The organism is Sulfurisphaera tokodaii str. 7, from assembly GCF_000011205.1.
Classification (GTDB): domain Archaea; phylum Thermoproteota; class Thermoprotei_A; order Sulfolobales; family Sulfolobaceae; genus Sulfurisphaera; species Sulfurisphaera tokodaii.
This window is the reverse complement of record NC_003106.2, coordinates 1881610-1905038: the sequence shown is the minus strand read 5'-3', so window position 1 is coordinate 1905038 and position 23429 is coordinate 1881610. Positions and strand designations below refer to the sequence as shown.

General features: G+C 32.8%; 34 protein-coding genes. 20 read left to right on the top strand and 14 right to left on the bottom strand.

All coding sequences use genetic code 11. From position 1 onward, the window contains the following. Nucleotides 1-79 precede the first annotated feature (79 nt). The 3 genes from STK_RS10560 to STK_RS10550 are packed head-to-tail and all read right to left on the bottom strand — an operon-like array spanning nucleotide 80 to nucleotide 1301. Nucleotides 80-412, bottom strand: coding sequence for a hypothetical protein (locus STK_RS10560; RefSeq protein WP_010979971.1), 333 nt, complete (start codon nucleotides 410-412; stop codon nucleotides 80-82). Between the two features lie 32 nt (nucleotides 413-444). Further along, the gene (locus tag STK_RS10555) at nucleotides 445-855 is read right to left on the bottom strand and encodes an OsmC family protein (protein ID WP_010979970.1); all 411 of its coding nucleotides are present in this window, start codon (nucleotides 853-855) and stop codon (nucleotides 445-447) included. Next, entirely contained in the window at nucleotides 852-1301 is a 450-nt protein-coding gene (locus STK_RS10550; protein ID WP_010979969.1) for a hypothetical protein, read from the bottom strand. The genes STK_RS10555 and STK_RS10550 overlap by 4 nt, the downstream gene beginning before the upstream one ends. Nucleotides 1302-1352: 51 nt before the next feature. Between STK_RS10550 and STK_RS15910 the strand changes: the two genes are divergently transcribed. Both STK_RS15910 and STK_RS10545 read left to right on the top strand, forming a co-directional pair. Next, nucleotides 1353-1487, top strand: a complete 135-nt coding sequence (locus tag STK_RS15910) for a hypothetical protein (RefSeq protein ID WP_269770899.1) — start codon at nucleotides 1353-1355, stop codon at nucleotides 1485-1487. Further along, a complete protein-coding gene (locus STK_RS10545; RefSeq protein ID WP_010979968.1) occupies nucleotides 1487-2206 on the top strand; it encodes a CBS domain-containing protein in 720 nt (239 codons plus the stop codon). Before STK_RS15910 ends, STK_RS10545 begins: the two co-directional genes overlap by 1 nt. Here the strand turns inward: STK_RS10545 and STK_RS10540 are convergent. The 3 genes from STK_RS10540 to STK_RS10530 form a co-directional block, all read right to left on the bottom strand. Continuing rightward, entirely contained in the window at nucleotides 2199-3293 is a 1095-nt protein-coding gene (locus tag STK_RS10540; RefSeq protein WP_052846669.1) for a lipoate--protein ligase family protein, read from the bottom strand. The genes STK_RS10545 and STK_RS10540 overlap by 8 nt on opposite strands. A 1-nt stretch (nucleotide 3294) precedes the next feature. Continuing rightward, nucleotides 3295-3741, bottom strand: coding sequence for a glycine cleavage system protein H (locus STK_RS10535; protein WP_010979966.1), 447 nt, complete (start codon nucleotides 3739-3741; stop codon nucleotides 3295-3297). Between the two features lie 73 nt (nucleotides 3742-3814). Next, nucleotides 3815-4225 (bottom strand): glycine cleavage system protein H, encoded by a 411-nt coding sequence (locus tag STK_RS10530; RefSeq protein ID WP_010979965.1) that lies wholly within the window; start codon nucleotides 4223-4225, stop codon nucleotides 3815-3817. A gap of 46 nt (nucleotides 4226-4271) precedes the next feature. Between STK_RS10530 and STK_RS10525 the strand changes: the two genes are divergently transcribed. Continuing rightward, nucleotides 4272-4754: a hypothetical protein gene (locus STK_RS10525; RefSeq protein WP_010979964.1), complete on the top strand. Its 483-nt coding sequence runs from the start codon at nucleotides 4272-4274 to the stop codon at nucleotides 4752-4754. Here STK_RS10525 and STK_RS10520 read toward each other — a convergent pair. Further along, entirely contained in the window at nucleotides 4740-5348 is a 609-nt protein-coding gene (locus STK_RS10520) for a 7-cyano-7-deazaguanine synthase (RefSeq protein WP_010979963.1), read from the bottom strand. The two genes, STK_RS10525 and STK_RS10520, sit on opposite strands and share 15 nt — an antisense overlap. Before the next feature lie 37 nt (nucleotides 5349-5385). Between STK_RS10520 and STK_RS10515 the strand changes: the two genes are divergently transcribed. The 3 genes from STK_RS10515 (at nucleotide 5386) to STK_RS10505 (ending at nucleotide 6643) form a co-directional block, all read left to right on the top strand. Next, entirely contained in the window at nucleotides 5386-5742 is a 357-nt protein-coding gene (locus tag STK_RS10515; RefSeq protein ID WP_010979962.1) for a hypothetical protein, read from the top strand. Between the two features lie 63 nt (nucleotides 5743-5805). Then, nucleotides 5806-6192, top strand: coding sequence for an HTH-type transcriptional regulator Lrs14 (lrs14, locus tag STK_RS10510; protein ID WP_052846997.1), 387 nt, complete (start codon nucleotides 5806-5808; stop codon nucleotides 6190-6192). Between the two features lie 193 nt (nucleotides 6193-6385). Next, nucleotides 6386-6643 carry a sulfurtransferase TusA family protein gene (locus tag STK_RS10505; RefSeq protein ID WP_010979959.1) on the top strand — a complete coding sequence of 86 codons (258 nt, stop codon included), beginning with the start codon at nucleotides 6386-6388 and terminating at the stop codon, nucleotides 6641-6643. On the opposite strand, the gene STK_RS10500 is transcribed toward STK_RS10505, so the two are convergent. Next, complete coding sequence (locus STK_RS10500; RefSeq protein ID WP_052846996.1) at nucleotides 6629-6955, bottom strand: helix-turn-helix domain-containing protein; 327 nt, start codon at nucleotides 6953-6955, stop codon at nucleotides 6629-6631. The genes STK_RS10505 and STK_RS10500 overlap by 15 nt on opposite strands. A 177-nt stretch (nucleotides 6956-7132) precedes the next feature. Here STK_RS10500 and STK_RS10495 point away from each other — a divergent pair, with 177 nt between their 5' ends. The 5 genes from STK_RS10495 to STK_RS10475 are packed head-to-tail and all read left to right on the top strand — an operon-like array spanning nucleotide 7133 to nucleotide 11928. Then, entirely contained in the window at nucleotides 7133-8167 is a 1035-nt protein-coding gene (locus STK_RS10495; RefSeq protein ID WP_010979957.1) for a lipoyl protein ligase domain-containing protein, read from the top strand. Next, nucleotides 8164-9054, top strand: coding sequence for a radical SAM protein (locus STK_RS10490; RefSeq protein ID WP_010979956.1), 891 nt, complete (start codon nucleotides 8164-8166; stop codon nucleotides 9052-9054). The genes STK_RS10495 and STK_RS10490 overlap by 4 nt, the downstream gene beginning before the upstream one ends. Then, entirely contained in the window at nucleotides 9055-10113 is a 1059-nt protein-coding gene (locus tag STK_RS10485) for a radical SAM protein (RefSeq protein WP_010979955.1), read from the top strand. Beyond that, complete coding sequence (locus STK_RS10480) at nucleotides 10110-10928, top strand: hypothetical protein (protein WP_010979954.1); 819 nt, start codon at nucleotides 10110-10112, stop codon at nucleotides 10926-10928. Before STK_RS10485 ends, STK_RS10480 begins: the two co-directional genes overlap by 4 nt. Nucleotide 10929: 1 nt before the next feature. Next, a complete protein-coding gene (locus tag STK_RS10475; RefSeq protein WP_010979953.1) occupies nucleotides 10930-11928 on the top strand; it encodes a histone deacetylase family protein in 999 nt (332 codons plus the stop codon). On the opposite strand, the gene STK_RS10470 is transcribed toward STK_RS10475, so the two are convergent. Further along, the gene (locus STK_RS10470; protein ID WP_010979952.1) at nucleotides 11905-13257 is read right to left on the bottom strand and encodes a DUF1641 domain-containing protein; all 1353 of its coding nucleotides are present in this window, start codon (nucleotides 13255-13257) and stop codon (nucleotides 11905-11907) included. The two genes, STK_RS10475 and STK_RS10470, sit on opposite strands and share 24 nt — an antisense overlap. Nucleotides 13258-13303: 46 nt before the next feature. Here STK_RS10470 and STK_RS10465 point away from each other — a divergent pair, with 46 nt between their 5' ends. Beyond that, entirely contained in the window at nucleotides 13304-13621 is a 318-nt protein-coding gene (locus STK_RS10465; RefSeq protein ID WP_010979951.1) for a hypothetical protein, read from the top strand. Here STK_RS10465 and STK_RS10460 read toward each other — a convergent pair. From STK_RS10460 to STK_RS10445, 4 genes are read right to left on the bottom strand one after another with little or no spacing between them, the layout of a single operon-like run. Beyond that, nucleotides 13599-14147 carry a thioredoxin family protein gene (locus tag STK_RS10460; protein WP_010979950.1) on the bottom strand — a complete coding sequence of 183 codons (549 nt, stop codon included), beginning with the start codon at nucleotides 14145-14147 and terminating at the stop codon, nucleotides 13599-13601. The genes STK_RS10465 and STK_RS10460 overlap by 23 nt on opposite strands. Then, complete coding sequence (locus STK_RS10455) at nucleotides 14144-14488, bottom strand: hypothetical protein (protein WP_010979949.1); 345 nt, start codon at nucleotides 14486-14488, stop codon at nucleotides 14144-14146. The genes STK_RS10460 and STK_RS10455 overlap by 4 nt, the downstream gene beginning before the upstream one ends. A 12-nt stretch (nucleotides 14489-14500) precedes the next feature. Beyond that, complete coding sequence (locus STK_RS10450; protein ID WP_010979948.1) at nucleotides 14501-15814, bottom strand: dihydrolipoyl dehydrogenase family protein; 1314 nt, start codon at nucleotides 15812-15814, stop codon at nucleotides 14501-14503. Nucleotides 15815-15820: 6 nt separating this feature from the next. After that, a complete protein-coding gene (locus STK_RS10445; RefSeq protein WP_010979946.1) occupies nucleotides 15821-16201 on the bottom strand; it encodes a DsrE family protein in 381 nt (126 codons plus the stop codon). Between the two features lie 270 nt (nucleotides 16202-16471). On the opposite strand from STK_RS10445, the gene STK_RS10440 reads away from it, so the two are divergent. The 8 genes from STK_RS10440 to STK_RS10405 all read left to right on the top strand — a co-directional run bounded on the left by STK_RS10440 (nucleotide 16472) and on the right by STK_RS10405 (nucleotide 22965). Then, nucleotides 16472-16897, top strand: a complete 426-nt coding sequence (locus tag STK_RS10440; protein ID WP_052846667.1) for a DsrE/DsrF/DrsH-like family protein — start codon at nucleotides 16472-16474, stop codon at nucleotides 16895-16897. Between the two features lie 10 nt (nucleotides 16898-16907). Further along, a complete protein-coding gene (locus STK_RS10435) occupies nucleotides 16908-17147 on the top strand; it encodes a sulfurtransferase TusA family protein (RefSeq protein WP_010979944.1) in 240 nt (79 codons plus the stop codon). Nucleotides 17148-17205: 58 nt separating this feature from the next. Continuing rightward, the gene (locus STK_RS10430; protein WP_010979943.1) at nucleotides 17206-18045 is read left to right on the top strand and encodes a 4Fe-4S dicluster domain-containing protein; all 840 of its coding nucleotides are present in this window, start codon (nucleotides 17206-17208) and stop codon (nucleotides 18043-18045) included. A 119-nt stretch (nucleotides 18046-18164) separates the two neighbouring features. Then, entirely contained in the window at nucleotides 18165-19484 is a 1320-nt protein-coding gene (locus tag STK_RS10425) for a CoB--CoM heterodisulfide reductase iron-sulfur subunit B family protein (protein WP_052846995.1), read from the top strand. Nucleotides 19485-19538: 54 nt separating this feature from the next. Next, a complete protein-coding gene (locus STK_RS10420) occupies nucleotides 19539-20636 on the top strand; it encodes a CoB--CoM heterodisulfide reductase iron-sulfur subunit A family protein (protein WP_010979941.1) in 1098 nt (365 codons plus the stop codon). Nucleotides 20637-20682: 46 nt separating this feature from the next. Then, entirely contained in the window at nucleotides 20683-21366 is a 684-nt protein-coding gene (locus tag STK_RS10415; protein WP_052846994.1) for a hypothetical protein, read from the top strand. Beyond that, on the top strand, nucleotides 21353-22045 hold the full coding sequence (locus STK_RS10410; RefSeq protein WP_010979939.1) for a 4Fe-4S dicluster domain-containing protein: 693 nt from the start codon (nucleotides 21353-21355) through the stop codon (nucleotides 22043-22045). The genes STK_RS10415 and STK_RS10410 overlap by 14 nt, the downstream gene beginning before the upstream one ends. Beyond that, complete coding sequence (locus STK_RS10405) at nucleotides 22042-22965, top strand: CoB--CoM heterodisulfide reductase iron-sulfur subunit B family protein (RefSeq protein WP_010979938.1); 924 nt, start codon at nucleotides 22042-22044, stop codon at nucleotides 22963-22965. The genes STK_RS10410 and STK_RS10405 overlap by 4 nt, the downstream gene beginning before the upstream one ends. Here STK_RS10405 and STK_RS10400 read toward each other — a convergent pair. Continuing rightward, complete coding sequence (locus STK_RS10400; protein ID WP_052846666.1) at nucleotides 22960-23415, bottom strand: hypothetical protein; 456 nt, start codon at nucleotides 23413-23415, stop codon at nucleotides 22960-22962. The genes STK_RS10405 and STK_RS10400 overlap by 6 nt on opposite strands. Between the last annotated feature and the right edge of the window lie 14 nt (nucleotides 23416-23429).

Genomic DNA, 23429 nt, shown 5'->3' with positions numbered 1-23429 from the left:
ATTCCTTAGATTTTAGTAATAGAAGGATCCTTAGTTAGTAGAGTTTATAAATAAAATAAAACAAGAAAAGAATAAAAAATCATATTCCAGCTTGTTTTTTAAGTTCGTTCAATTTTTCTATGTCAGCGAGTAAATCATTCAATTGATTAGCAACTTGTGGTATCTTTTTTAGTTCTTCTACTATTTGTAGAACGTCATCCCATACCTCTTTCATGAAAATATCTGGATTATATCTGTGGAGTGTCATTATAGAGAGAGTTACTGATATTCTTCTTGCAAGCCCGTTTTGTGTTAGTAAATCTTCATTTTGTACTAATATATTATTTAATTGATCTATGAGATTGAAAATATATGGTTGCATTTCTTTAAGTTCATTTTCACCAGGTTTAAGGAGCTCTTCTTCTACCATCATAATTATAATTTAATTTTTTAAATTAAAAAGTTTTAAATTACCTTCCATTTCACATTAACTTTAATACTTCTCGTTAGTGTGTCTTTAAGAGGACACCTCCTCTCAGATTCTTCTAATACTTTTTCCAATAGCTCTTTGTTATCAGCTTTTACTTCAATTTCATAGGATATATCAAGAAAACCGGGAGGTATATTAGGATCTCCTTGAAAGCCTTTAGGATCTAGATTCCCTTCAATATATCCGTTCATCTTCTCAATTCTTAGCCCTTTTTCATTAGCAACGTAGTAAACTGTTAGCATGAGACAAGATAAGGCTGAAGCAAGTAAAACTTCTTCTGGTGTTGGATAATCAGAACCTAGTAAGCCTATAGTAAATTCAGTATCTTTTACGCTTACTTTTACTTTATCCCCCTCTAAAATTCCTTCAACGGTAAAAGTTATCATGATATCATCCCTAAATCCTTTAAAATTGCTAATTCGATTGAATATCTTAAATATAAATGTGTTTTCTCTTCTGGATCTAAATTTCTATTTATTTTTGCCTCATAATTCTCTATTTGTCTTGTAACTACTGTACTAACGTTCACTTCAATAGGAGGCTTATTAACTTTAAAAGTATAATACAAATCCAAAAGTAACTCGTACATTTCCTCATCAAGGTATAATACGTATTCATCATTAACTATAGGAATTAGTTTTCCATCAACATCTAACATCTTTCCCTTAAAATAAGGTCTCCAGCTGAGCATGGAATTCTTTATTGTTTCCCATGATGGAGGAAATCCCTTAAAGTCGTCAGCACTAGGTACTTCAACAATCTTATAAGTCTTCCCATTAAGTTCAATTTCGCCAACAATCTCTAAATCGAGGTTTCCAACTTTTACTTTCATATGAGTAAAATTTTTTTCTTTTTTAAAATATAATGTTATCTGGGATTTAACATGATGGTTACTCAACAACAGAAAGAAACTGAGAATCCAGCATTAGAATGTTATAAACCAGAAGCATTATGGAAATATGTATCAGTAGAAGAGTGTTTTAGGGCTCACGGTGTAAATCCACAGAGGGCTATCTAATGTTAATCAGAGATATTATGACAAAAGATGTGATTTATGTAACTAAAGGTACTTCTATTTTTAAAGCCTTGGAAATTATGATTAATAACAACATAAGGAGGCTTCTAGTTGAAAAAGACGGAATCATAACTATACGCGATATTATTTACAATTGGAGAAAAATTGATGGGACAGTAGAAGAGATAATGAATAAGGATATTGTTTTCATAACACCTACTTCAGACATAAAAGAGGCTTGTAGAATTATGACAAGTGAGGGAATAGGCTCATTAGTTGTGGGTGATGGAGTTAGAATTGTAGGAATCGTTACCGAAAGGGACTTAATTAGGCATTGTAAAGTTAAAGGAGATGTGAAGGTAGGGGACGTAATGAATGTTGACCCATTAGTTGCAACTAAAGAAACTAAATTATCAGACATCGCCGATTTTATGAAATCTTACTGGCAAAGACATGCAGTAATAGTAGATGAAAAAAGACCTATAGGTGTAATATCAGCAAAAGATATAGGAAGAGCGTTACTGGCAAAAAGGGACTTAACAAGCGTTAAAGCTGAAGGGTATATGACATTAAATGTTTACAAAGTTACTCCAGATTCATCTCTAGAGACTGCTAGATTACTCATGGCTGAGAAAAATATCGGGTTCCTTCCTGTTGTGGATGCTTTGTCGTTATTAGGAAGTGTAGGTGAAAGAGAAATATTAGCTGTCTTATCTATATAACTTCTTGAACTTCTGGTTTATTTAAGATTTCTTTAAACGCATTAACTAGATCGTCTGCGGTAAAACCAAATATTACTGGTTTCTTTTCTTCAAACACTTTTCTTATAATTTTTTCAAAATCAGAGACGCTAGCTCCTTTTAACGAATCTTCTAAATACTCTAAAAAGTCTTTCGGAGACATTATAAAGAAGTCACCTGAAATAGAAACTTCATCAAATTTCTTATTTACTATTTTTACTGTAATCCTAACTAGTTTTCTTGCTTTATAATCTAGGTGACATAAAGCAACAGCACTATTAATTTTAACACATCTTTCTGTATGTAATTCTGGATGTCTATTATCTTTGTAATAAATCCACTCTTCATTCATCTTCTCTTTAGCTAATCTGTCCCAAAGTTCTATTTCCTCTGGTGTTAAATTAGCCTCTTCAAACTTAACTCCTAAAGATTTTTCAAATTCTTCTTTTAACTTTTTATTAATCTCTTCCCTAGGTGGAATATATCCTAATTCTTTTTCCAGGCTTGTTAGCCAGTCACTCATTTCTTTAGCCATTTTATCTCTGAATTTTTCTGTAGGTACTCTAATACATTTACTTATTAAATCTACATCAAGGCTAAGTAAAATATTACCAGTAATAACAACTGCCTTATTATAGGTCATTGCGCCATTTCCACTAATTTTCTTACCGTTTACTACTATATCCTGATCTCTAAGCTGTGCGTTAATACCGTAAGATTTTAACACATTTACAACTGGGGTAAGGTATTTTTCATAAAGTGCTTTAGGACTAGAAGGTGCTTCATCGGCTTTTACTACAATAAAGTAATCATGTTCTCCGGGTGTAATAACTACTGTTCCACCGCCAAGATCTCTTCTAACTACAGGAATACCCATTTTCTTAGTAAATTCAAGGTTTACTTCTAGCCATACTTCTTGATGAACTCCAACATTAACAAAAGGTTTATCAGAGTAAAAAACTAAAAGTGTGTTTTTCCCTCCTCTTGAGACATAATCAGCTACAGCTACAAAAGATGTTACCATATGATAGCCGTCTTGAGGAGGGAGGGAAATAAACCTCCAGGACATTTCATAGCCTCTTGCACTGTAGTTTCTCACTATTAATCAGTTCAGTTAATTTAGATACTGCTGCGCTTCCAGTAACCAATTGCTTAAGCTCTTCTGGATTGTTAACTTTCATCTTTACTAACCATCCCTTTCCGTAAGGATCTTGATTAACTAAAACCGGGTTTTTCTCGACATCTGGATTTACATCAATAATTTCTCCACTTGCTGGTGCTGGGACTGGTCCAGCCCACTTTCCGCTCTCCATTGTAGCTACTGGTTTACCCCTTTCAACTTTAGTTCCCTTTTTCTTTAATCTAACCTTAACTACCTTACCAGCCATTGTTTGTGCAATATCAGTTATTCCTACTACTATGACATCTGGGGCTTCTTGTTTTGCCCATACAGTATTCTTACCTTCTATGAAATATAATAAATTTTCTGGAATTTCACAATTTGAGACATTTGCCATATTTAACCCTCTCTTCTACTATATCTAAGAAATATAATAAAAATGTTTTGCTCGAAAAAGAAATTTAAATTAATTATCTAATTACTCTTTTAGCGTCATTTTCAAATATTTTAACAGCCTCAGATACTGGGAGTAATTTTTCCTTCTTTATGTCTCCTTTTATTTTAACTATCCATGCATCATATGGTTTTTCGTTAATCAGAGTTGGATTTTTTACAACTTCATCATTAATGTCAACTATTTCTCCTTCTACGGGTAATCTAAATTTTCCAATCCACTTAGCAGATTCTAATGTGAAAATTACACTTTTAGGAGTTACTTTTTCCCCTTTATTTTTAGTTGTAACTTGAAATATTTTACCAGCCATATATTGACCAAGTGATGTTATACCTACAGTAACCATGTCTCCTTCAATTTTTACCCATACATGTTCTTCTGGGTAGTAATAAAGCTCATCTGGAAATTCAAAACCTTCTACTTGCATGAGTTAAAGTATAAAATTTAATCTTATTAACTTTTATTATTAATTAATGAAATACGCCGTTTGGATCGATGGAGTAATCCTAAAGATAGACCTAACCGATATTTTATATAATATCTACAAGGGCACACCTATAACAGATATTCCTATTACAACTGAAACATTTGAGGATTGGAAAGAACTATTAAATATACGTGATGAGATTTATTTACTTTCTCCATATGATGAAAAAACTACAAAAGAGATAGTTAACAAACTAGAGCTTAATTTTCCCTTTATTAGTAATAATGGTAAGACTAAGCCTTCAAAAGCTCCCTATGAAGAATTATTTAGAAGGACTAACTGGGATCCATTAAATGTAATAACAATCGGTTCATCTCCCTTAGATTTGCTCTCAGCAAGATTTTACGATTCAAGAATAAAGGTAGTATGCATAGAAAGATTTAGAGACTGTTCGAGATATAGTCCTTATTTAATTAGTAAGGATATGTCTTCCTTAATTAATTCCCTAAGAAGATTAAGAAAGATTTAGGTATTTTGTAGGATCTTGGATGTTTGCGCTTTTAAACGCTTCTTTTCTTTTTAAACATTGACTACATTGTCCGCAATGATATTTATGACCTAAAAGGCAAGAATAAGTCAAGGAAGGATCTAATCCAGCCGAAACACCTAGCTTAAGTAGAAATGACTTTGGCATACCAGCAAAAGGTGTTGAGACTTTTACTTTTAGAATTTCTCCCAAATTTTTAAGTTCTTTAATTATCTCTATTCTATTTTGTTCATATTCACAATCTTCTTTAACGCTAGCAATTATAATCTCTTCATATCCCTTTTCTTTGGCAAAAGCAATTGCAATTGGTATTATTACTAAATTTCTGTGAGTTATTGGTTCGTGTGGCTTTAACCAGATATCAGATATAAATAATTCTCTAATTTTTCTTATATCAGCTACTAATAACTTCTTATTTAATTTTTCACAAATAATTTTACTGCTTCTCAATTGCATTCTTGCTGATCTTTGTCCATAGTTTATGAATAGGCAATCAAAATCAAGTCCCCTTCTCGTGTAGTAATAAGCAGCTGAAGAAGAGTCTAGTCCACCAGACATTAAAAGTAATGCTTTCATAATTATATTTTAATACTTTTTATTCTAATTATAAATTGTGTCTATTGAAAACGAGGCTAAGAAATTAGCTGCAACATACGCTAGATGGCTGAGAAATCCTCAAGAAGCGCTGTTTGGTAAGCAAGGAGGAAGAGGGATAGTAATGATTATTTATGATAAGGTTAAGAGTGCTAGAACAAAAGATGAGATAATAAAAGCGTTAGATTTATCTCAATATTCAGACTTAGATAAGTCAACTTATAATGATTTATCTAGGTTTTTTAATGAGCTTATAAATAAAATATCTCAGTTTGATGATCAAAATGCTATAAAATTTACAGTAGAGGCATTTAGGTATTTCCAAATTGCCCTTTTTACAAAAATAGAAGATATTAACAAAGGTTATTGGGCTTAATCTCTTTTTGCTAAAAAACTTTTTTTGATAAAATTTAAATATATGATTTATGAAATATTTTATATGCAACTAGAAACAGAAAGAATAACCTTGCCCTCAGGAAAAGAGGCTAAATTAATAGATGCATTAACTTTTTGTTATGATATTTCAGATACAGAGTTTAAAGTATTACAAACAGTTATTGAAAAGAAAACTATAACTGAAGATGAATTAGTAGAAATGCTAAAGTTATCTAAAGCTTCTGTAAATAGAAGTCTTAATAAACTGGTTTCTTTAGGTTTTATTGAAAGAGAAAAAGTTCAGTCAAATAAAGGAGGAAGACCAAAATACCTCTACAAAGCTCTAGATAAAGAAGAGCTGATGAAAAAACTTACTGAAGATTTTAAGAAATGTTCAGAAATGTTCATCAATACTCTTCCTTCATTTATTCGTTCTTCTTTTGGCAGTTAAAAACAAATTTTTCTGGCTCTCTCATAAAAGCCAATTGACATATCTCCGTGTCAAAATAGTATACAATCTCATTAAACGTTACCTTATATGGTGTACATTCGGCTTCAAAGAGCCTGTTACACACGGGGCAAACAACTTTCATATTCATTAAAAAAGTAAATACATTTTTAAGTTTGCACTCTTAATGTAAGTTATGGAAGTTGTTGATGCAACTAACGCAGAATGCCCTGAACCTTTTATGAAAACAGTAGCCAAATTAATGAGTATTAAATCAGGGTCTGTAAAGGTATTATTTAAAGATCCTAAATGTGTTGATATGATTAAAGAAGCCATAAACTTAATGAATTGCAAGATTATAGAACTTACAAATCAAAATGGTGTTTATTTAATGATTATTGAAAAAGGAGAAGATAGTAAAGAAATTAAAGACGTTAAACTAGGTGGCTGCTAATTCCATTCTTTTTGCGCAGTTAAGCAAGTCATTTCTTATTTTCTCTAGAATATTTGATGAAATAGAGTAGTAATACTTTGGTCTTCCAATTTTCTTTCCTTCTGTTTTAGTCCTAACAACAAGACCTAGTTCTATCAATTTCTTTAAGCTATTTTCTACAGTAGTCTTACTTAGCTTGAAAATATCAGCTAATTCTTCAGAGGTTATAGGTTTCTCTATTTCTACCATCTTTAGTAAAACAGCTACATCTGTATCTGTAATTTTATAACAACATCTAATTTCATCTTTTTTGGACTCTAGTTTTTCTTTCATCATAAAATACCTTATCTTTTTTAATATTTAAAAATTTCTCAAAGTTTAAAACGTTAAGGGTTATTTAAAAAAATTAAGGTTATAGTACAATTTTCTTCTCTCGTTATTTCTATAAATTACCCTTGTTTTCTCCTAATAGAAATCTTTAAATAAATAAAATAACTTTATTTCTTAAGGATGACTACATTTAGATTTATTGTAGAGCGAGGACCTCAGGATCTAATATTGGCTGGAGAAGAAGCATTATTAGAAAGTGTAAGTAACGGTGCACCACCTATTCTTAGGTTTGTAATATTTGATCCGACGGCCGTTTTAATTGGTTACCATCAAGCGGTAGAGCAAGAAGTCAACATAGAGGAAGTAAAGAAAAGAGGTTGGGATATAGGAAGAAGACCTACTGGTGGAGGAGCAATTATAATGGGAAAAGAACAATTAGGTTGGGAAATTTACGCAGAAGCCTCACATCTCGGTTACACTCCAGAAGAGGCAATAAGAAGAGGAGCCGAAGGTGTAATAAAAACCTTAGAAAAACTTGGTATAAAAGCTAATTTCAGGCCTAAAAATGACGTAGAAGTAAATGGCAGAAAAATCTCTGGTATTGGAGCCTTTTCACAAGGTAAATATATAGCAGTTACTGGAACTATTCTAGTAGATTTTGATGCAGAAGCAATGGTTTCTGTGTTAAGGCTTACATCAGAGAAATTGAGAGATAAATTAGCTAAGGACTTTAGAGATAGACTGACATGGGTAAACAGGGAATTAGGTAATAACGTGGAGATGAGTCAAATTATAAGCTTAGCAAAACAATCTTTTGAAGAATCTTTAAATGTGAAATTAGAGGACTCAACTTACACGGAAGATGAAAAGAGATTAATTTCAGAACTTAGAATGAAATATTCCTCTCCAGATTGGATCTACAATCTAAGGAAATCACTTGAAGGTGATATTAAATATATTGAGAAGAAATTCCAAGGAGGTCTCATTAAACTTCAAGTTAAAATGGCAGGAGATAAAATGATAGAAGCTGTGCTCATAACTGGAGATTTCTTCATTGAGCCTAGAAGAGCAATTTATGACTTAGAGGCAAGACTAAAATGGTCTAGAGTCGAGGATATAGAAAGAGAAATTAAGGATTGGTATAAAGGCGTTAAGATAATTGGTATAACTGCTGATGATCTTATCAATTTATTCAAGGAGGTCTTGTCAAAATGAGAAAATTATATCTTTATGCACCAGCGTTAAAGAAATATGAGACAGATTACCTTAATTCAGAGAACGGTTGGAGGATGGTATCAGTTACTGGGACAGCATGTGCTTTTAACTGTGATCATTGTAATAGACGTATTTTAGAAGGCATGGAGGATGCATCTACCAGAGAAAAAATGAAAAATGTTTTAGAAAAAGTTATAAAAGAAGGACATAGGGGACTAATATTATCTGGAGGCTCGTCTGTTAGGGGAGAAGTACCAATTTGGCGTTATTCAGATTTATTAAGTAATTATGCAAATAAATTAACTTTCATTGCGCATACTGGTGTAGTTAGAAATCCAGAAATAGCAGAAAAGTTTGCAAAAGCTGGAGTAAAGATAGCATTACTTGATATGGTTGGTGATAATGAAACTATAAGAGATGTGTTAAAACAACCTTTTACCGTGGATGATTATCTAAATTCATTTAAGTATTTGAAGTCAGCTGGAATAAAAATTGCACCTCACGTAATTGTTGGTTTAAGTAGAAAAGGAATTGACGGAGATCTACATGCAATAGAGCTTTTGAAGGAAGTTAATCCAGATACAGTAATTATAGTTGGCTTAATGCCATTAGTAGGAACTAGAAATACAAGACAACCTACTCCACAAGAACTGATAGCAGCATTAAGGAAAGCTAGAGATGAATTCTCAGTTCCAGTTATGTTAGGATGTGCAAGACCAAGAGGTTCTGCTTATCTTGAGGTTGATAAATTTGCAGTAGATTATGATATTGATGGGATAGCCTTCCCAGAAGAAGAGGTTATTCCATATGCAAGAAATAAAAGGGAAATTATTTTTAGTAATGCATGTTGTGGAAATGTTATTTTTGATGTTTTAGGGGTGATTTAAATGTTAAGAATGGTAAGTAGTCCAGATTGGGTAAGGTTAAGTTTCGGAGCGGATATGGTATTAGGTTTTAGTCCAGGTGTTTTTTTACATAATGCGCTAAATACAACAATAAACTTATTACAGTACTATCCAGATGGATGTAAAGCCAATTGTTCTTATTGTGGACAAGCTAGAGAAGTAGCTCAAGGTCCTGAGTGTAAGACGTTAATAAGAGTAGAATGGCCATTACGCAGATTAGATGATGTAATAAAGAAAATTAAGGAGAGACAAGGAGATCCAAGATATGGTTTACAAAGAATATGTGTAGGTCAATTAGCCCATCCTAAGGCTGCGCAAGATTCTATAGAAATCACTAGAAGAATAAGAGAGGCAGGAATTGAGTTATCTATCTCAGAATTAATAACACCAACGTATACATTTAAACATCATTTAATAGAGATGAGAAAAGCCGGAGGAGATATGGTAGATGTTGCCATAGATGCAGCTAGTAAAAGAGTGTTTGAAGAAACTAGGGGTAAAAAAGTTAGGAGTATGCATAGTTGGGAAAGATATCTACAAGGTATTGATGAGGCAGTCGAAGTATTTGGAAAAGGAAATGCTGGAATACATCTTATTATTGGTTTAGGAGAAACTGAAAAAGAAGCTGTAGACATTATGTGGTATGCTCATTCAAGGGGTGCAAAAATTACATTATTTGCATTTTATCCAGAACAAGGAACTCCTATGGAGAAAGTAAAACCAGCCCCCGTTAACGTTTATAGGAGAATGCAAATAGCAAGATGGTTAATAGAAAATGATTTGGTGGATTATTCAGCATTTAAATTCGATGAAAAAGGCATCTTATTAGATGTTGATATTCCATCTGACTTATCAATTGATGAGTTAGCCCCGGCATTTATGACCTCTGGTTGCCCCGGCTGTAATAGACCCTACTCTAATGAGAGACCTAACATGGAATTTAGGAACATACCATGGTATCCTTCAAGAGAAAAAACATTACAAGCTATAAAGCAAAGTAGACTTCCTACGTTAATAAAACGCTTCGAGCAAAAGCAATGAAGATCTTAAAAGGTAGTCTTTTAAGTTTTTTCTCTAGTGGTTTTCCATCACACGTTAAGATAAAGGCTATTGATCTTAGTTCGCCAGACCAAGAGAATTTTTATTCACCATTTTCTGGTATTATAGAAAAAATAGAGAAAGTTAAAATAGGAAGGCCAAATAAGTATACAAAAATAGATTATGATGTGGTAATGTATATAAACAGTAATGGGAAGAGAATAAAGGTTCTTCATGTAGAGCCATATCTAGAAGAAGGTAGTGAGATAAAGGAAGGTGAAAAAATTGGTAAATTTTTAGAATCACCTTATACTGCTGGAGATTTTAAGCATGCACACATAGAAGGTATTACGTTTAAATTTCCTTCAATAAAAAGATATAGAAGTTCTTCGGTTGGTCAAGTTATAAGTGTTGAAAAGGACTACTTTGATGTTAGGATTTTAGATTATTCTGAAGCTGGAAATTATTATGGCGTAGGTTGTTGTGGTGGATTGCTAAACACCAGTTTTCCTTTCGGTTGTTATGGGGGAATAATTGGAGACTGGGACGGTTCCTTATCTTTTCTAGATTTTAATCTAGGTTATCCTTATAAGGTTAAGAGGAAAAATGTAATAATGTTTGAAGGAAAGAAAGGGTTAATAAGGAACTGGGAATTTGAAGCTTCATTTAAAGTGCTATCCAATAAACCTATTTGTGGAAGTTCATTTATTGAAGTTGTATTAGGTTATAATACTCCTCCAATGATAAGAGTATTTAGGAAACCAATTTTCAAAGAGGGGGAAGAGATTAAACTTGAAGACTTAAAGAAGATGATCTGAAATGCTGGGTATTGTATGGGATGATAAATTTAAAGAAATAGCATTTTCCCATCCAATGATTAAGGATATAGCAAAAGAAAGGATTAGAAGATTCATAGAAATAGCAAGGCAAAAGCTTAATTTTATTGAAATAAAGCCAGAAAAAGCTACAATAGACGATCTTTTAAAGATACATGACGAGAGCTACGTTAAGAAAATTGAAGAAGTAAGCAAGTTACCCTATATTGGTTTTCTTGACGGTGGGGATACAATTCATTATCCGGGAATGATAGATGATGTATTGTTAGTCTTAGGAGCATCAATTACTGCAATAAAATACTCTAGATTTATTGAAAAAATTTATATACCATTAGGTGGATTTCATCACGCGTTACGGCAAAGGGCTATGGGATTTTGTCCAATCAATGATGTCGCATTTACCGCATTAGCTTTGCTCGAAAAAGGTGAAAGAGTTGCTATAATTGATGTTGATGCTCATCATGGTAATGGTTTACAAGAGTATCTTTACGACAAGTCAATTCTTAAAATAAATATTTTTGCGTATGACGGTAAATTTTTCCCTGGAACGGGGAAAATAGAAGAAAGAGGTATTGGTGATGGTAAGGGGTTAAACTATAACGTTCAGCTTCCTTTATATTCTGGCGATGATGTTTTTGAGGAGGCTTTGCGAATTTTAGAGATTGTACCAGATTTTAATCCGACTTATATACTCATAGTTGGTGGAGTGGACGGACATAAGGATGATGGTTTAAAATCCCTTAATTTATCTTGTAACTCTTATAATCTTCTCGGTTTAAAGGTTAGAAGGATTTCCTTAAACTCTAAGGTAATTGGATATGGAGGTGGGGGGTATGGGAAAATGTCGTCTGAATGTATGGTTTCCTTCTTACTTGGTCTTGAAGGGAAAAGAGAAGAGATAGAGGCAAAAACTTTTTCAGAAAAAGAAAAAATTGAAAAAGTTAAAAACGAGATTAACTTATTGCTTCAAGGCTTTTCCTAAATCCTCAGCAAACTTTACTAATGCACCTATTGCATAGCTTGTATCCTTATTTCCTAAAGCTCCTACTAATCCAAATGTGCTTACTGGTTTAACACTAGGCAAATCATTAATCCACATCTTTAATGCAATACCCATCTTCTGTGTAATCATGACTAAACCATCTATTAATTGTGGATCTCCCAATACCTCAAAGACTTTCATTAATTTATCTAGAACTCCAGCTTTTTGTAACTCAGCCATTCTCTCTAATAAGGCAAGCATTGATGTCATATCTACTTGAGAAAGTAATTTTACAGTCTTTTCACTTGTTAATTGCTTTAGTAGAGGTGTTAATGCGAGAAGTGCATTTAACGTAGAGTCAATGTCTATTTGTTCTAGTAGTTTTAGTGCTTTGTCGCTGGTTAGTTTTTGTAGTATTGGTGTTAGTTTTTCTGTTGCTCCTAGTAGTGAGTCTATGTCTAGGCTTTCAATAACTTTGAGTGCTTTATCACTAGTAAGCTTCTGAAGTAAAGGCATTAATCTCTCTGTTGCATTAAGCAAACTGTCTATATCTAAGGACTGTAGTAATGAAACTGCTCTATCGCTTGTTAGTTTTTCTATTAGTGGCCATATTGCTTGTATTTTTGTTATTTGGTCCATTCCGAATGATATTAGTGCATTTATTAAGTCAGCCTTCTGAACAGCATCTAGTAAATCAATAGACTGTTGCATTAAATTGATTAACATATCAAGTTGCCCTCTTTTTTGCATTTCTGCTGTCATATTGGCAATTTTATTTAATAATGGGATCATCTTTTCAGTAGTATCAAGCAAATTATCAATGTCTATTTGTTCTAGTAGTTTTAGTGCTTTGTCGCTGGTTAGTTTTTGTAGTATTGGTGTTAGTTTTTCTGTTGCTCCTAGTAGTGAGTCTATGTCTAGGCTTTCAATAACTTTGAGTGCTTTATCACTAGTAAGCTTCTGAAGTAAAGGTAATGATTTTTCAGTAGCAGTGAGAAGAGAATCTACATCAAGGCTTTGAATAAGGTTTAGTGCTCTATCGCTTGTTAGTTTTTCTATTAGTGGCCATATTGCTTGTATTTTTGTTATTTGGTCCATTCCGAATGATATTAGTGCATTTATTAAGTCAGCCTTCTGAACAGCATCTATAAGTGAAATTGCTTGGTCAGTTAATGCAATTAATTGATCTAATTCACCTTTCTTATCTAATTCACCTAGTTTATCCATTAGTTTCTCTATAGTAGGTAAAGAGTCGACTAATTTTGATAGTCTCTGTATGTTTTCTGGTGAGGTTAATTTTTCTAAGGGATCAGTTACTGTTTGTGACATTTTATCTCCACAAATTTATTAACATATTTATTTATATAGTTTAATTATGGCTGACTTTGTAGTAATAACATTTAGTTCCTTAGATTATCTTAAGGATTTGGTGGAAAAATATAAAGATAAAAAATTAGTCGTTACTACTCTTACCTTATCTAAGGCTCTAAAAAAGGGGATAAATCCATTAGTTTACGATAAAATTTGGATAAGGGCTTATTCTCATAAGCCAGTTAAAATTTATGGTTTAGATGAAGCAGACTCTGAATCACTTTTAGTTGCTCAAGAATTATCTGCTAAGTTAATTACATCTGACGAAAATGTGGAAAAAATAGCAAAAGAAATGAAAATTAATGTTGTTCGCTACCCTTAGCTAACATTTTTAATATTATAGTAGGAGGAAAACTACCTGGTATCTCTGTTTTTTCATTTAGTACAATCTTAGGAACATTCAAAACCCTATGTTTCTTCCCTAAATCATCATAAGTAGTTACATCAATAATTTCTAAGCTAATATTACTATTAAGTATAGGAAGTTGATATAATAATTCAGCTGCTATAGGGCATTTAGTACAATCTGGTGTTACAAATAATTTTATATTACCGCGAATGTTAGCTGCTAATTCTTTTTCTTTTTCATCAAGCTGTATTACATTATTAGATATTCTAACTAGAGCATTTAAAAAGGGCCAAAACTCATTAATTGCAGGAATTCCATAATAAGAGAAATATAACCTATTATTTTTGTACACCTTTATATATGGTTTATCACAACCTTCTTTACTAACTATATTTAACTTATCCTTGAAATAATCGAATATTTCTTCAGCTTTACAACCTTCCAATGTTATATCTTTTATATAAGCTAAATACTGAGAGACTATATAATCGTAGCTCATAAAAAGTACCTCAAACTCTCTATTCCTTCTAACGCTTTAATTAACTTTTCTTCTAAATCTTTTCTATCATTAAACGTCTTTATTATAAACAATACATTACCAGAAATTTCATATTCTAGAGGTGCGCCTAAACCTTGCGATATTCTTGATGCTCTTGCATACTTAATACCCATAGAAACTAAATCATCTAATGACTCTTTTCCAGTTGGTAAAGGTATTGGTAATCTTATACTGTTATTCTCTATATAGAACTCATAGTCATCCATTATGATTTTTTCTGTTTTTCCATCATTAACGAGTTGAAATCCCTTCTTTTTTAAGTATTCCTCTAGGCTTGACATTGTTTCTCATTATTATTTATATAAGTCAACATCTAAATCAAATTCTCCTCTTGCCGCATTAACGAGAATCTCACTTAAGGAAGGATGAATGAATATTGTAAAAGCTAAATCTCTGATTGTAACTCTCTTGCGTATAGCCAAAGCCATTATATTTATGAGCTCCTCAGCATTATCACCAATTATTTCTGAATAGACAATAGTACCGTTCTTATCAATCCCTATTAATGCAAATCCCTCCCTTAACCCTTTTATTATTGCTCTAGTATCAGCATTATAAGGAAACTTAAGAAACTTAACTGCTTTATCTTTTTCACCTGCTATACCTATTTGTGGATCTGTATAGATTACTTGAGGTGTTCCAGTATAATCCATATATTCACATGTACCTAAGACATTAAGGGAGGCAATAATTGCCTCCATATATGCAACATGTGCAACTTTTTTCTCCTTATTTACAATATCGCCAATAGCATAGATGTTCTTAATATTAGTCTGCATTCTTTCATTAACTATTATTCCTTCCTTTCCAATTTCCACATTTAGTTTTTCAAATCCTTTTGGATAATTTGGTTCCCTTCCAGTGGCATATACTACAATTTCTCCATCAAATACACCTTTGTTTGTATAAACTTTTTCTCCGTATATCTTCTCTATTTTAGAATTCTCTATGATATCTATCCCATCAAACTCTAGCGAATCAATCATTAATTTTCTAGTTTCTTCATGAAGTTCTTTTAATATTTTGCTTCTTGTTAAAAGAGTAACTTTAGTTCCTAATTTTGCAAATATTTGAGCAATTTCAGTACCAGCAACTCCTCCACCAATAATTACCATTGATGAAGGAATAGTATTAAGTCTGACAACTTGATCTTCGCTTATTGCATTTTCAATACCTTCTATTCTTGGAGGTTTAGGTTTGGAACCAGTAGCAATAATAATCTCTTTAGTAGTCAGTAGCCTTCCGTTGACCTCAACTGTATGATTATCTCTTATTATACCTTCTCCTTCAATTGTCTCTCCACTAGCATTTTCAATCAGTCTCTTACCCGCTGTACTCAAATAGTCTATTATTTCTTCTCTTTTAGAAAAGAAATTATTTAATTTTAAATTAATTTCAATACCCTTATAATTGCCTATTTCGGAAAGGCGTGAATACAAAAAAGAAATATCTGATAAAAAAATACTTGGAACACATCCATAATTTACACAAGTACCTCCAAACTTTTCCTTTTCTACTACTGCTATTTTTTTACCTCTTCTTCCTAATATGACGCCAGCAGTATACCCTGCTGTTCCTCCGCCTATTATTATAACATCATATTCCATGTTAGGTCAGAAGAATAATGCTCTATCAGCGTCGAAGAGTAAATCTATTAATGTTGATCCTCCTACAATTTCTACTCCGTCTACTACATCGCTTTCATTCATGTGGCACATATCTTTAAGACTCTGTACGCATACATACATTTTAACTCCATTATCTTTTGCCATATCGAAGAAATGTATGAATGGATTTCCTCCTTTTCTCCTTTCCTCTTCTTGCCATTTCTTATCCAATAGTTTTGGTCCCTTTATCATAAAGAATACGGATGTTTCATATTCCATTGAAGCAGCTATTGATGCCATGAAAAGAGGTGCGTATGTTCTATCTAAATCTTCTGGTCCATGAGTTACTACAACTAATACTTTTTGTTTCTTTTCTCCTTCACTCATACTAAATCCTCCTAAATAATAGTTTAAACACCAACTTAAATTTTTTATCAAACAAATTTACTCAATGAAAGTTTTGACAAAAAATATAGTGCCATAGTTCTTTCACGATAAAAGCATAGAATTGTGACGTACATAAAAATAGACATTATTAGTTAACTAAGTTTAATTTATACTAAATAAAAGTGAAAATCCTTACGAAATTTTTTTAAAAATGAATATGAGAAAAGCTTATATAATTTGAGATAAAAATGATTATTTGGGTAAAAAACCTTGGCTGAACAAAAGAAAAAACTCTCTATAATCGTTTTCTCTGGTACGATAGATAAGTTAATGCCAGTAGGAATATTAGCATCTGGTGCAGCAGCTGCAGGCTATGAAGTTAACTTATTCTTTACATTCTGGGGATTAACAAATATAACTAAAGCAGGAATTCAGAGACAACCAGCCCCAATAGATAAGAACTATGAGCAAATGGGTCCAATGATGATGCAAAAAATGCAAGAAATGAAATATCCAATGTGGTATCAATTAATTCAACAAGCAAAAGAGGTTGGAGAAGTTAAAGTATTTGCATGCAGTACAACAATGGAATTCTTTGGAATAAAGAGAGAAGATCTAGCTGAGTTTGTTGATGATGTAGTAGGAGTGGCAACATTTTTAGATAGAGCTGAAGGAGGAACAACTTTATTCATATGAGGTGATATGAATGGCTGAAATCAAGATTGCAAAAACATTAGATGTTAAGGGAATGTACTGCCCTGGGCCAGTAATGGAGACTGCAAAAGCAATAAAGCAAATTGGAATTGGTGAGGTTTTAGAGGTTTTAGCAACAGATCCCGCAGCTAAACCAGATATTGAGGCTTGGGCAAGAAGGACCGGCCAACAAATTCTTGATATTCAGCAGCAAGGCGGAGTTACAAGAATACTAATAAAGAGGGTTAAGTAAAGGATATTAATTTATTTTTTTAACAAAATTTATAAGTTAGTTTTCCTACTTTTATTTGATGGCAACTGTAAAAGCTATACCTCTACCAGATGATCCAAGAGTTATGGATATGGCTTATGATGTCCAAGCAGTAGAACCAGAAGAACTCAGAAATTTTGAAAGTAATTTAAAGCCAGAGGAAAGAGAACTTGCAATAAAGTATTGGCAAGCAGTAAAATCTGATTTTAGATTTAATGAATATCTAAGAGGTTGCTTAAATTGTGGTGTATGTACTTCTGGGTGTCCTGCCGCAAAATTCTATGATTTTGGTCCGAGAGAAATGATACAATATATGATGAGAGATGCAGTTGATAAAATTTGGGAATTCGTAAATAAGAAAGTTTGGGCTTGTGTACAATGTTATACTTGCTCAATGAGATGTCCGTTTAATAACGAGATAGCTGGATTAATAATGTTACTTAGAGAATATGCAGTACAATTTGGTTTACCATCTGCTAAAGAAATTCTAGCACCGTATAGAAGAGTCTTATACACTGTAATGACTACTGGTAACCAAGTAACACCAAACATGATTCAACCAGAAGCATTCCCAGATTGGGGTCCACAAGCTGTTGAAGAATCAAAGAATATGGATGTTTATAGAAAGGCAGTTCCAGTTGATTTAATGCAAAGAACTGATATTGGTTGGCAAACATCATTACAGACAGCAGTAGAGTTAATGACTATCTTTATTGAATCTGGTGTACTTGATGCAATAAAGAATGTTGATGAAGACTTGTATGAAATGATCATGGACATGTATGAGGAGAGAAAACAGCAATTAGAAGAGATCAAAGAAAAATATATGAAAGGAGAACTTAACGAGGACGAATTACCCGATAATTGGATGGATTTATAAGTTAAAAATATTTTTTGTATTATTTAATTGAAATTTAGCTAATTTACATGTTCTCATAAAATGTTTAAAATAAAAATTTATATATGACAAAAAACATAGGTGTATGTAAAGGTGGTAAAATGGTTAATCAAGAAGAAAAAAAGCTACATGAGGAGATAAAAGAAGCTTTTCCTTATGCAGATGACGTAGATTGGAATGAGGTATATCAAAGGATTATTTATAGGTATAGTACTCCACACGGCTTACAACATATCAAGGAAGAATTATACAAGTTAGAGGATGAAGGAGAGATAATTGTTCATCATATTAAGCCTAATAATAACCCAGTTGAGGTACAAACATTAAATGGAATGCCAAAGAAGATACCTACAACAAGATTATGGAACCATAAGAGCTGTGGCCAATGTGGGCATATTCCCGGTTATCCAACATCTGTATTCTGGATAATGAACAAACTAGAAATTGATTACTTAGATGAACCTCATCAAACTTCATGTACGGGTTGGAACTATCATGCTTCTGGTGCTTCAAACCCAGTTGCTTTAGCTGGTGTATATGTAAGAAACATGTGGAGAGCTTATGAGACCGGTTACTTCCCATTAATTCACTGTGGTACATCATTTGGTCATTACAAAGAAGTTAGAAACATGATAATATTACATAAAGAGATAAGAGACAAGTTAAGGCCGATAATGAGAAAATTAGACATGGATATTGTAGTCCCAGAGGAAGTTGTACACTATTCAGAATGGTTATATGTAATGAGCAAGAAAGCTGCTCAACATAAAAAATATGATTTAAGCAATATTAGAGTAGCAGTTCATACACCATGTCACGTTTATAAGTTAGTTCCCGAGGATACGATTTATGATCCTGCAGTCTTTGAAGGAAGAAGGCCAGCAGCTCCAACTGGGACCGTAATGAACTTTGGAGCTAAGATTGTTGATTACTCAACTTGGTGGGACTGTTGTGGATTTGGATTTAGACACATATTAACAGAAAGAGAATTTAGCAGAAGCTTTGCACTATTCAAGAAAGTAATTCCAGCAGTTGAAGAAGGTCATGCTGATGTATTTGTAACATCTGATACTGGATGTGTAACAACATTAGACAAGAGCCAGTGGGCTGGTAAAGCCCATGGATTTAACTATAACTTACCAGTATTAGCGGATGCACAATTTGCAGCAATAATGATGGGTGCAGATCCCTATAAGATTGGACAAATACACTGGCATGCAACAGATGTTGAAGGTTTCTTAAGAAAAGTTGGTGTACCAGTTGATGAATACAAAGAACAATTCTTACAATACTTAGCAGACTTAAGAGAAGGAAAAGCACAGCCAGAATACTTATACAAACCACACAGAAAGATTGACTTCTACCTAGCTTTACCAGACAGAGTAAAATGGTATAAAGGTGAGCAAGCTGTTCAAAAGTGAAAAGCAAAGTTTTTTAAATTATTTTTATTTAATTAATATGTAGTTGGTGAAAAAATGGCTGGTGAAAAAGTTCTCGTAATTGGAGCTGGGCCCGCTGGATTATCTGCTACAAAGGAATTGGCTAATTTAGGTGTTAACGTAGTTTTAGTAGAGAGAGAAGCTTTTCTTGGTGGTACTCCAAAAAGATTGAAATATAGCCTATTATTCCCAGAATTAAGGCCTGCCTCAGAAGTAATTGATCCTCTAATTAAATCAGTCCAGGAAAATAAAAATGTTAAAATTTACCTAGAAAGTATAGTTGATAGTGTAAAACAAGAGGGTAATGGATTTACTGTGAATATTAAGGATAAGAGCGGAAAAATTACTACAGAAAAAGTAAATGCAATTATAGCTGCTTCAGGTTTTGAACATTTTGATTCTAGGAGAAAATATGAGTATGGTTATGGGATAATACCAAACATTTATCAAATCTCTGATATTGAAGGTATGCTTTCAGAAAATAGATTAGTAACTACAAAGGGTACACCACCAAAAAGAGTTGCAATCTTATTATGTGTTGGTTCAAGAGACGCCACTGTAGGAAATACTTATTGTTCAAGAGTCTGTTGTGCCGTATCAATTAAGCAAGCAATGGAAATTAAGCAAAGGATTCCAGATGCGGTTGTTCATATTTACTATATGGATATAAGAACTTATGGATTAATGGAGGATAAACTATACTGGAAAGCACAATTAGACTACAGAGTGGGATTCATAAGAGGAAGAATTTCAGAATTCATGAGAGGCCCCAATGACACGGTGATAATTAAAGGAGAAGATACAATGAACTTGAATAGAGCATTAGTAGTTCCATATGATATGGTAATATTAGCTAACGGTATGGAACTAGGTTTAGGTTCAAAACAAGTAGCTAAAGTTTTAGGACTAGAGTTTGAAAGCCACGGATTTGTCAAACCATTAGATCCAGATAGGTTACCAGTTCAATCAACTAAGAAAGGAATATTCCTAGCTGGTGCAATAACTGGTCCTAAGACAATATCAGACTCAATAACAGAAGGATATGCTGCTGCAATGAAGGCTTATGAGTATATTATGAAGGGCACATGGGAGGAACCAGTAAAGGTAGCTACTGCTGAGGTGGCTCATCATTAACATGATTTTTTTAAATGTTGATTATGTAAAAGATATTTTTAATGCTATGTTAGATAAGGATATAAATAATACTGTATCTGATCCGAAAAAATCCTTATCTCTCATTTTAGATTCAATGAAAATGAAAACTGATTTTCTTAAGAATTTGAATATAAAAACTGAAGAGGATGTAAGAAAATTATTCGAAATTATATTTTATGCAAAGAAATATGTTAATGATGTAATTTCTCAAACTCCCTTACCCTTATTATCTAAAGCATATTCTGTCTTAAAGGATACATCTAAATCATATAATGAAAGGGTTGAAGAATTTTCTTCTCTTATAAAAGGAGGAAACAAAAAAGATATTGAAGACATGGCTAAAGAAATAATTCATTTCCTTGAACCAGAAAAATATCCTCTCTGGACCAGATGGGTCTGGAATAAAGAGAGAAATACTGGTTCAATTACTTACGTACTTAAAGATAATGTTACACTTAAAAATGAAGATGACTTCTTTAAGGCTTTATCCGAGTTAAAATCGGTTTTAGATATTTTTGGTTTAGATACTGGTAACTATTATCCAACTTCTGTTTTTTTGGTTTATGCATATGTTAGACTCCTAGATTATACAACTCATCTTGCAATTGATAAGAAAGCTGCGGGGCTCCTCCCCACACATCTCACAACTACAGCTTTAGTTCTTGGGTTAAAACCCTTTATTAAGGTGATTAAATATGCCCATTCCTGAATTAGAAAAACCTATTATAAAAGGAGTAATTCAAAAAGATAAAGTAATAGTAGATGGAGTAGAACTAGACGGAACATGGAATGCATTCCTTATAGAGAGGACTCAAACTGGTTATGATCCCTCAGTGTGGGATGAAATAGCTAATACCTTAGAAGGCTATACAATAAGTGCATGTTGGCAATGCGGTACATGTACATCTGGTTGTACTATGAGGGAGTACGATCCAAACTATAGTCCTAGAAGGTTTATAGATTTGGCTAGAAAAGGTGATAAACAAGGATTAATAGAATTACAAAATAGTTTATGGAGATGCGTATCATGTCAGAAGTGTACTCATAGGTGTCCAAAAGGTGTATTGGTAGAGGAAGTTGTTCATGCTATACACAATTATCTCTTAAAACATGGTTTAGTAAAGAAGGATCCAGGCACAGTATTCGATGAATTATTCCTAGAAACTGTAATAAACAATGGTGGTAGGATATCAGAATTAACTTTAGGTGCAGCATCAGCAAAAGCTGGTTTTGTATCACTCAGCTTGAAAGATCTTATAGTTATGGGTGGTGCAATGTTAAGATCTGGTTTAGTAAAAGATTTACTTAAGCCAAATAGAGTAAAGAATTGGGATAGAATAAAGAAAGTATTAGAAGAGGCAATGCAGGAGGAGGTGAAACCAGAATGAGTATTAGAATCAATAATCCTTATGGTAAAGTAGCATTCTATCCAGGCTGTTCATTAGACGGTATGGGTAAGCCTTATGATGTATCATTAGCGTTAGTTGCTAAGGATTTAGGATTAGAATATGAGAAAATTGAGGATTATAACTGCTGTGGTGCTTTAGAGGTAAAGAACGTTAATACAATGGCTGGATTATTATTACCAGCAAGGAACTTATCACTAGCAAGACAAATGGGTGCAGATACTATAATGTCAGCATGTCCAGGTTGTCATTACTCTTTATCAAGAACCCACTATTACATGACAAAGTATCCAAAACTAAGGGAGAAGGTTAATGCGTATTTAGAAAAGATGGGTGAAAAAGGTTATGATATGAAACTCTTAATGATTCATGCTGTAGAGTTTATCTATAATACTGTAGGACCAGAGGGAGTTAAGGCTAGAGTAAAGAGACCATTAAATGGATTAAAAGTTGCGCCATATTATGGTTGTCTATATGCAAGACCAAAGCAATACATACTTACTGGATATATGAAGATAAAAGATGATCCAGAAAGACCATTCTTCATGGATAAACTACTAGAAGCTACGGGTGCAGAAGTAGTCCCATTTGAGGCAAAGACAATGTGCTGTGGTGGTCCTCACGTTTACTCTGATATAAATGTTGCATTAAACTTAGAAGCTAGAATCCTTAAGGAGGCTAGGAGGAATGGTGCTGAATTATTAATAGTTGATTGTCCATTAGGTGGAGTAGCTTTTGAGACTAACATGAATAAAATTGCTGAAATTTACGGTGAAGATTTAAGAATGCCAGTAGTTTACTTTAGCCAATTATTAGCTTTTGCATTTGGCCATTCTCCAGAAGAAGCATTATTAAATGCTAACTTAACAAACCCAATGACAGTATTAAAGAGATATTTATAAATTATTTTGTTTTTTCTCTTCATTCTCTTTATTTTTCATGAACTCTTTTAGCCATTCAATTACTATATCATCGTTATTCTCCTTTAAGAATTGTATATATGAAGTAACAAAATCCTGATAAGATTTGGCTTTGAAATAATTCTTTCTTAAACCCCTAAGAGAAGTATCCCTCTGGATTCTAAAAGTAAATGTTTGTACTCTTTTGCTTGAAAAGACAACTACTGTAGTTATTTTATCTGTAACGATTATTCTGCAGAGGGTTGAGTTAAACAATGAAACCCTGAATATTATCTCGTCCTTATCACAAGAAAATATAGTTTTATCTTCCTCAAATATTTTTATAATATTTTCATTCTGTTTAACTTTTACTATCTTGTAACCCTCTTCTTCTAATTTTTTCCTTTCTTTTTCATCTTTTACTTTATCCTCCTCAATCAGGATTCCTTCCACAGAGATAAGCATGA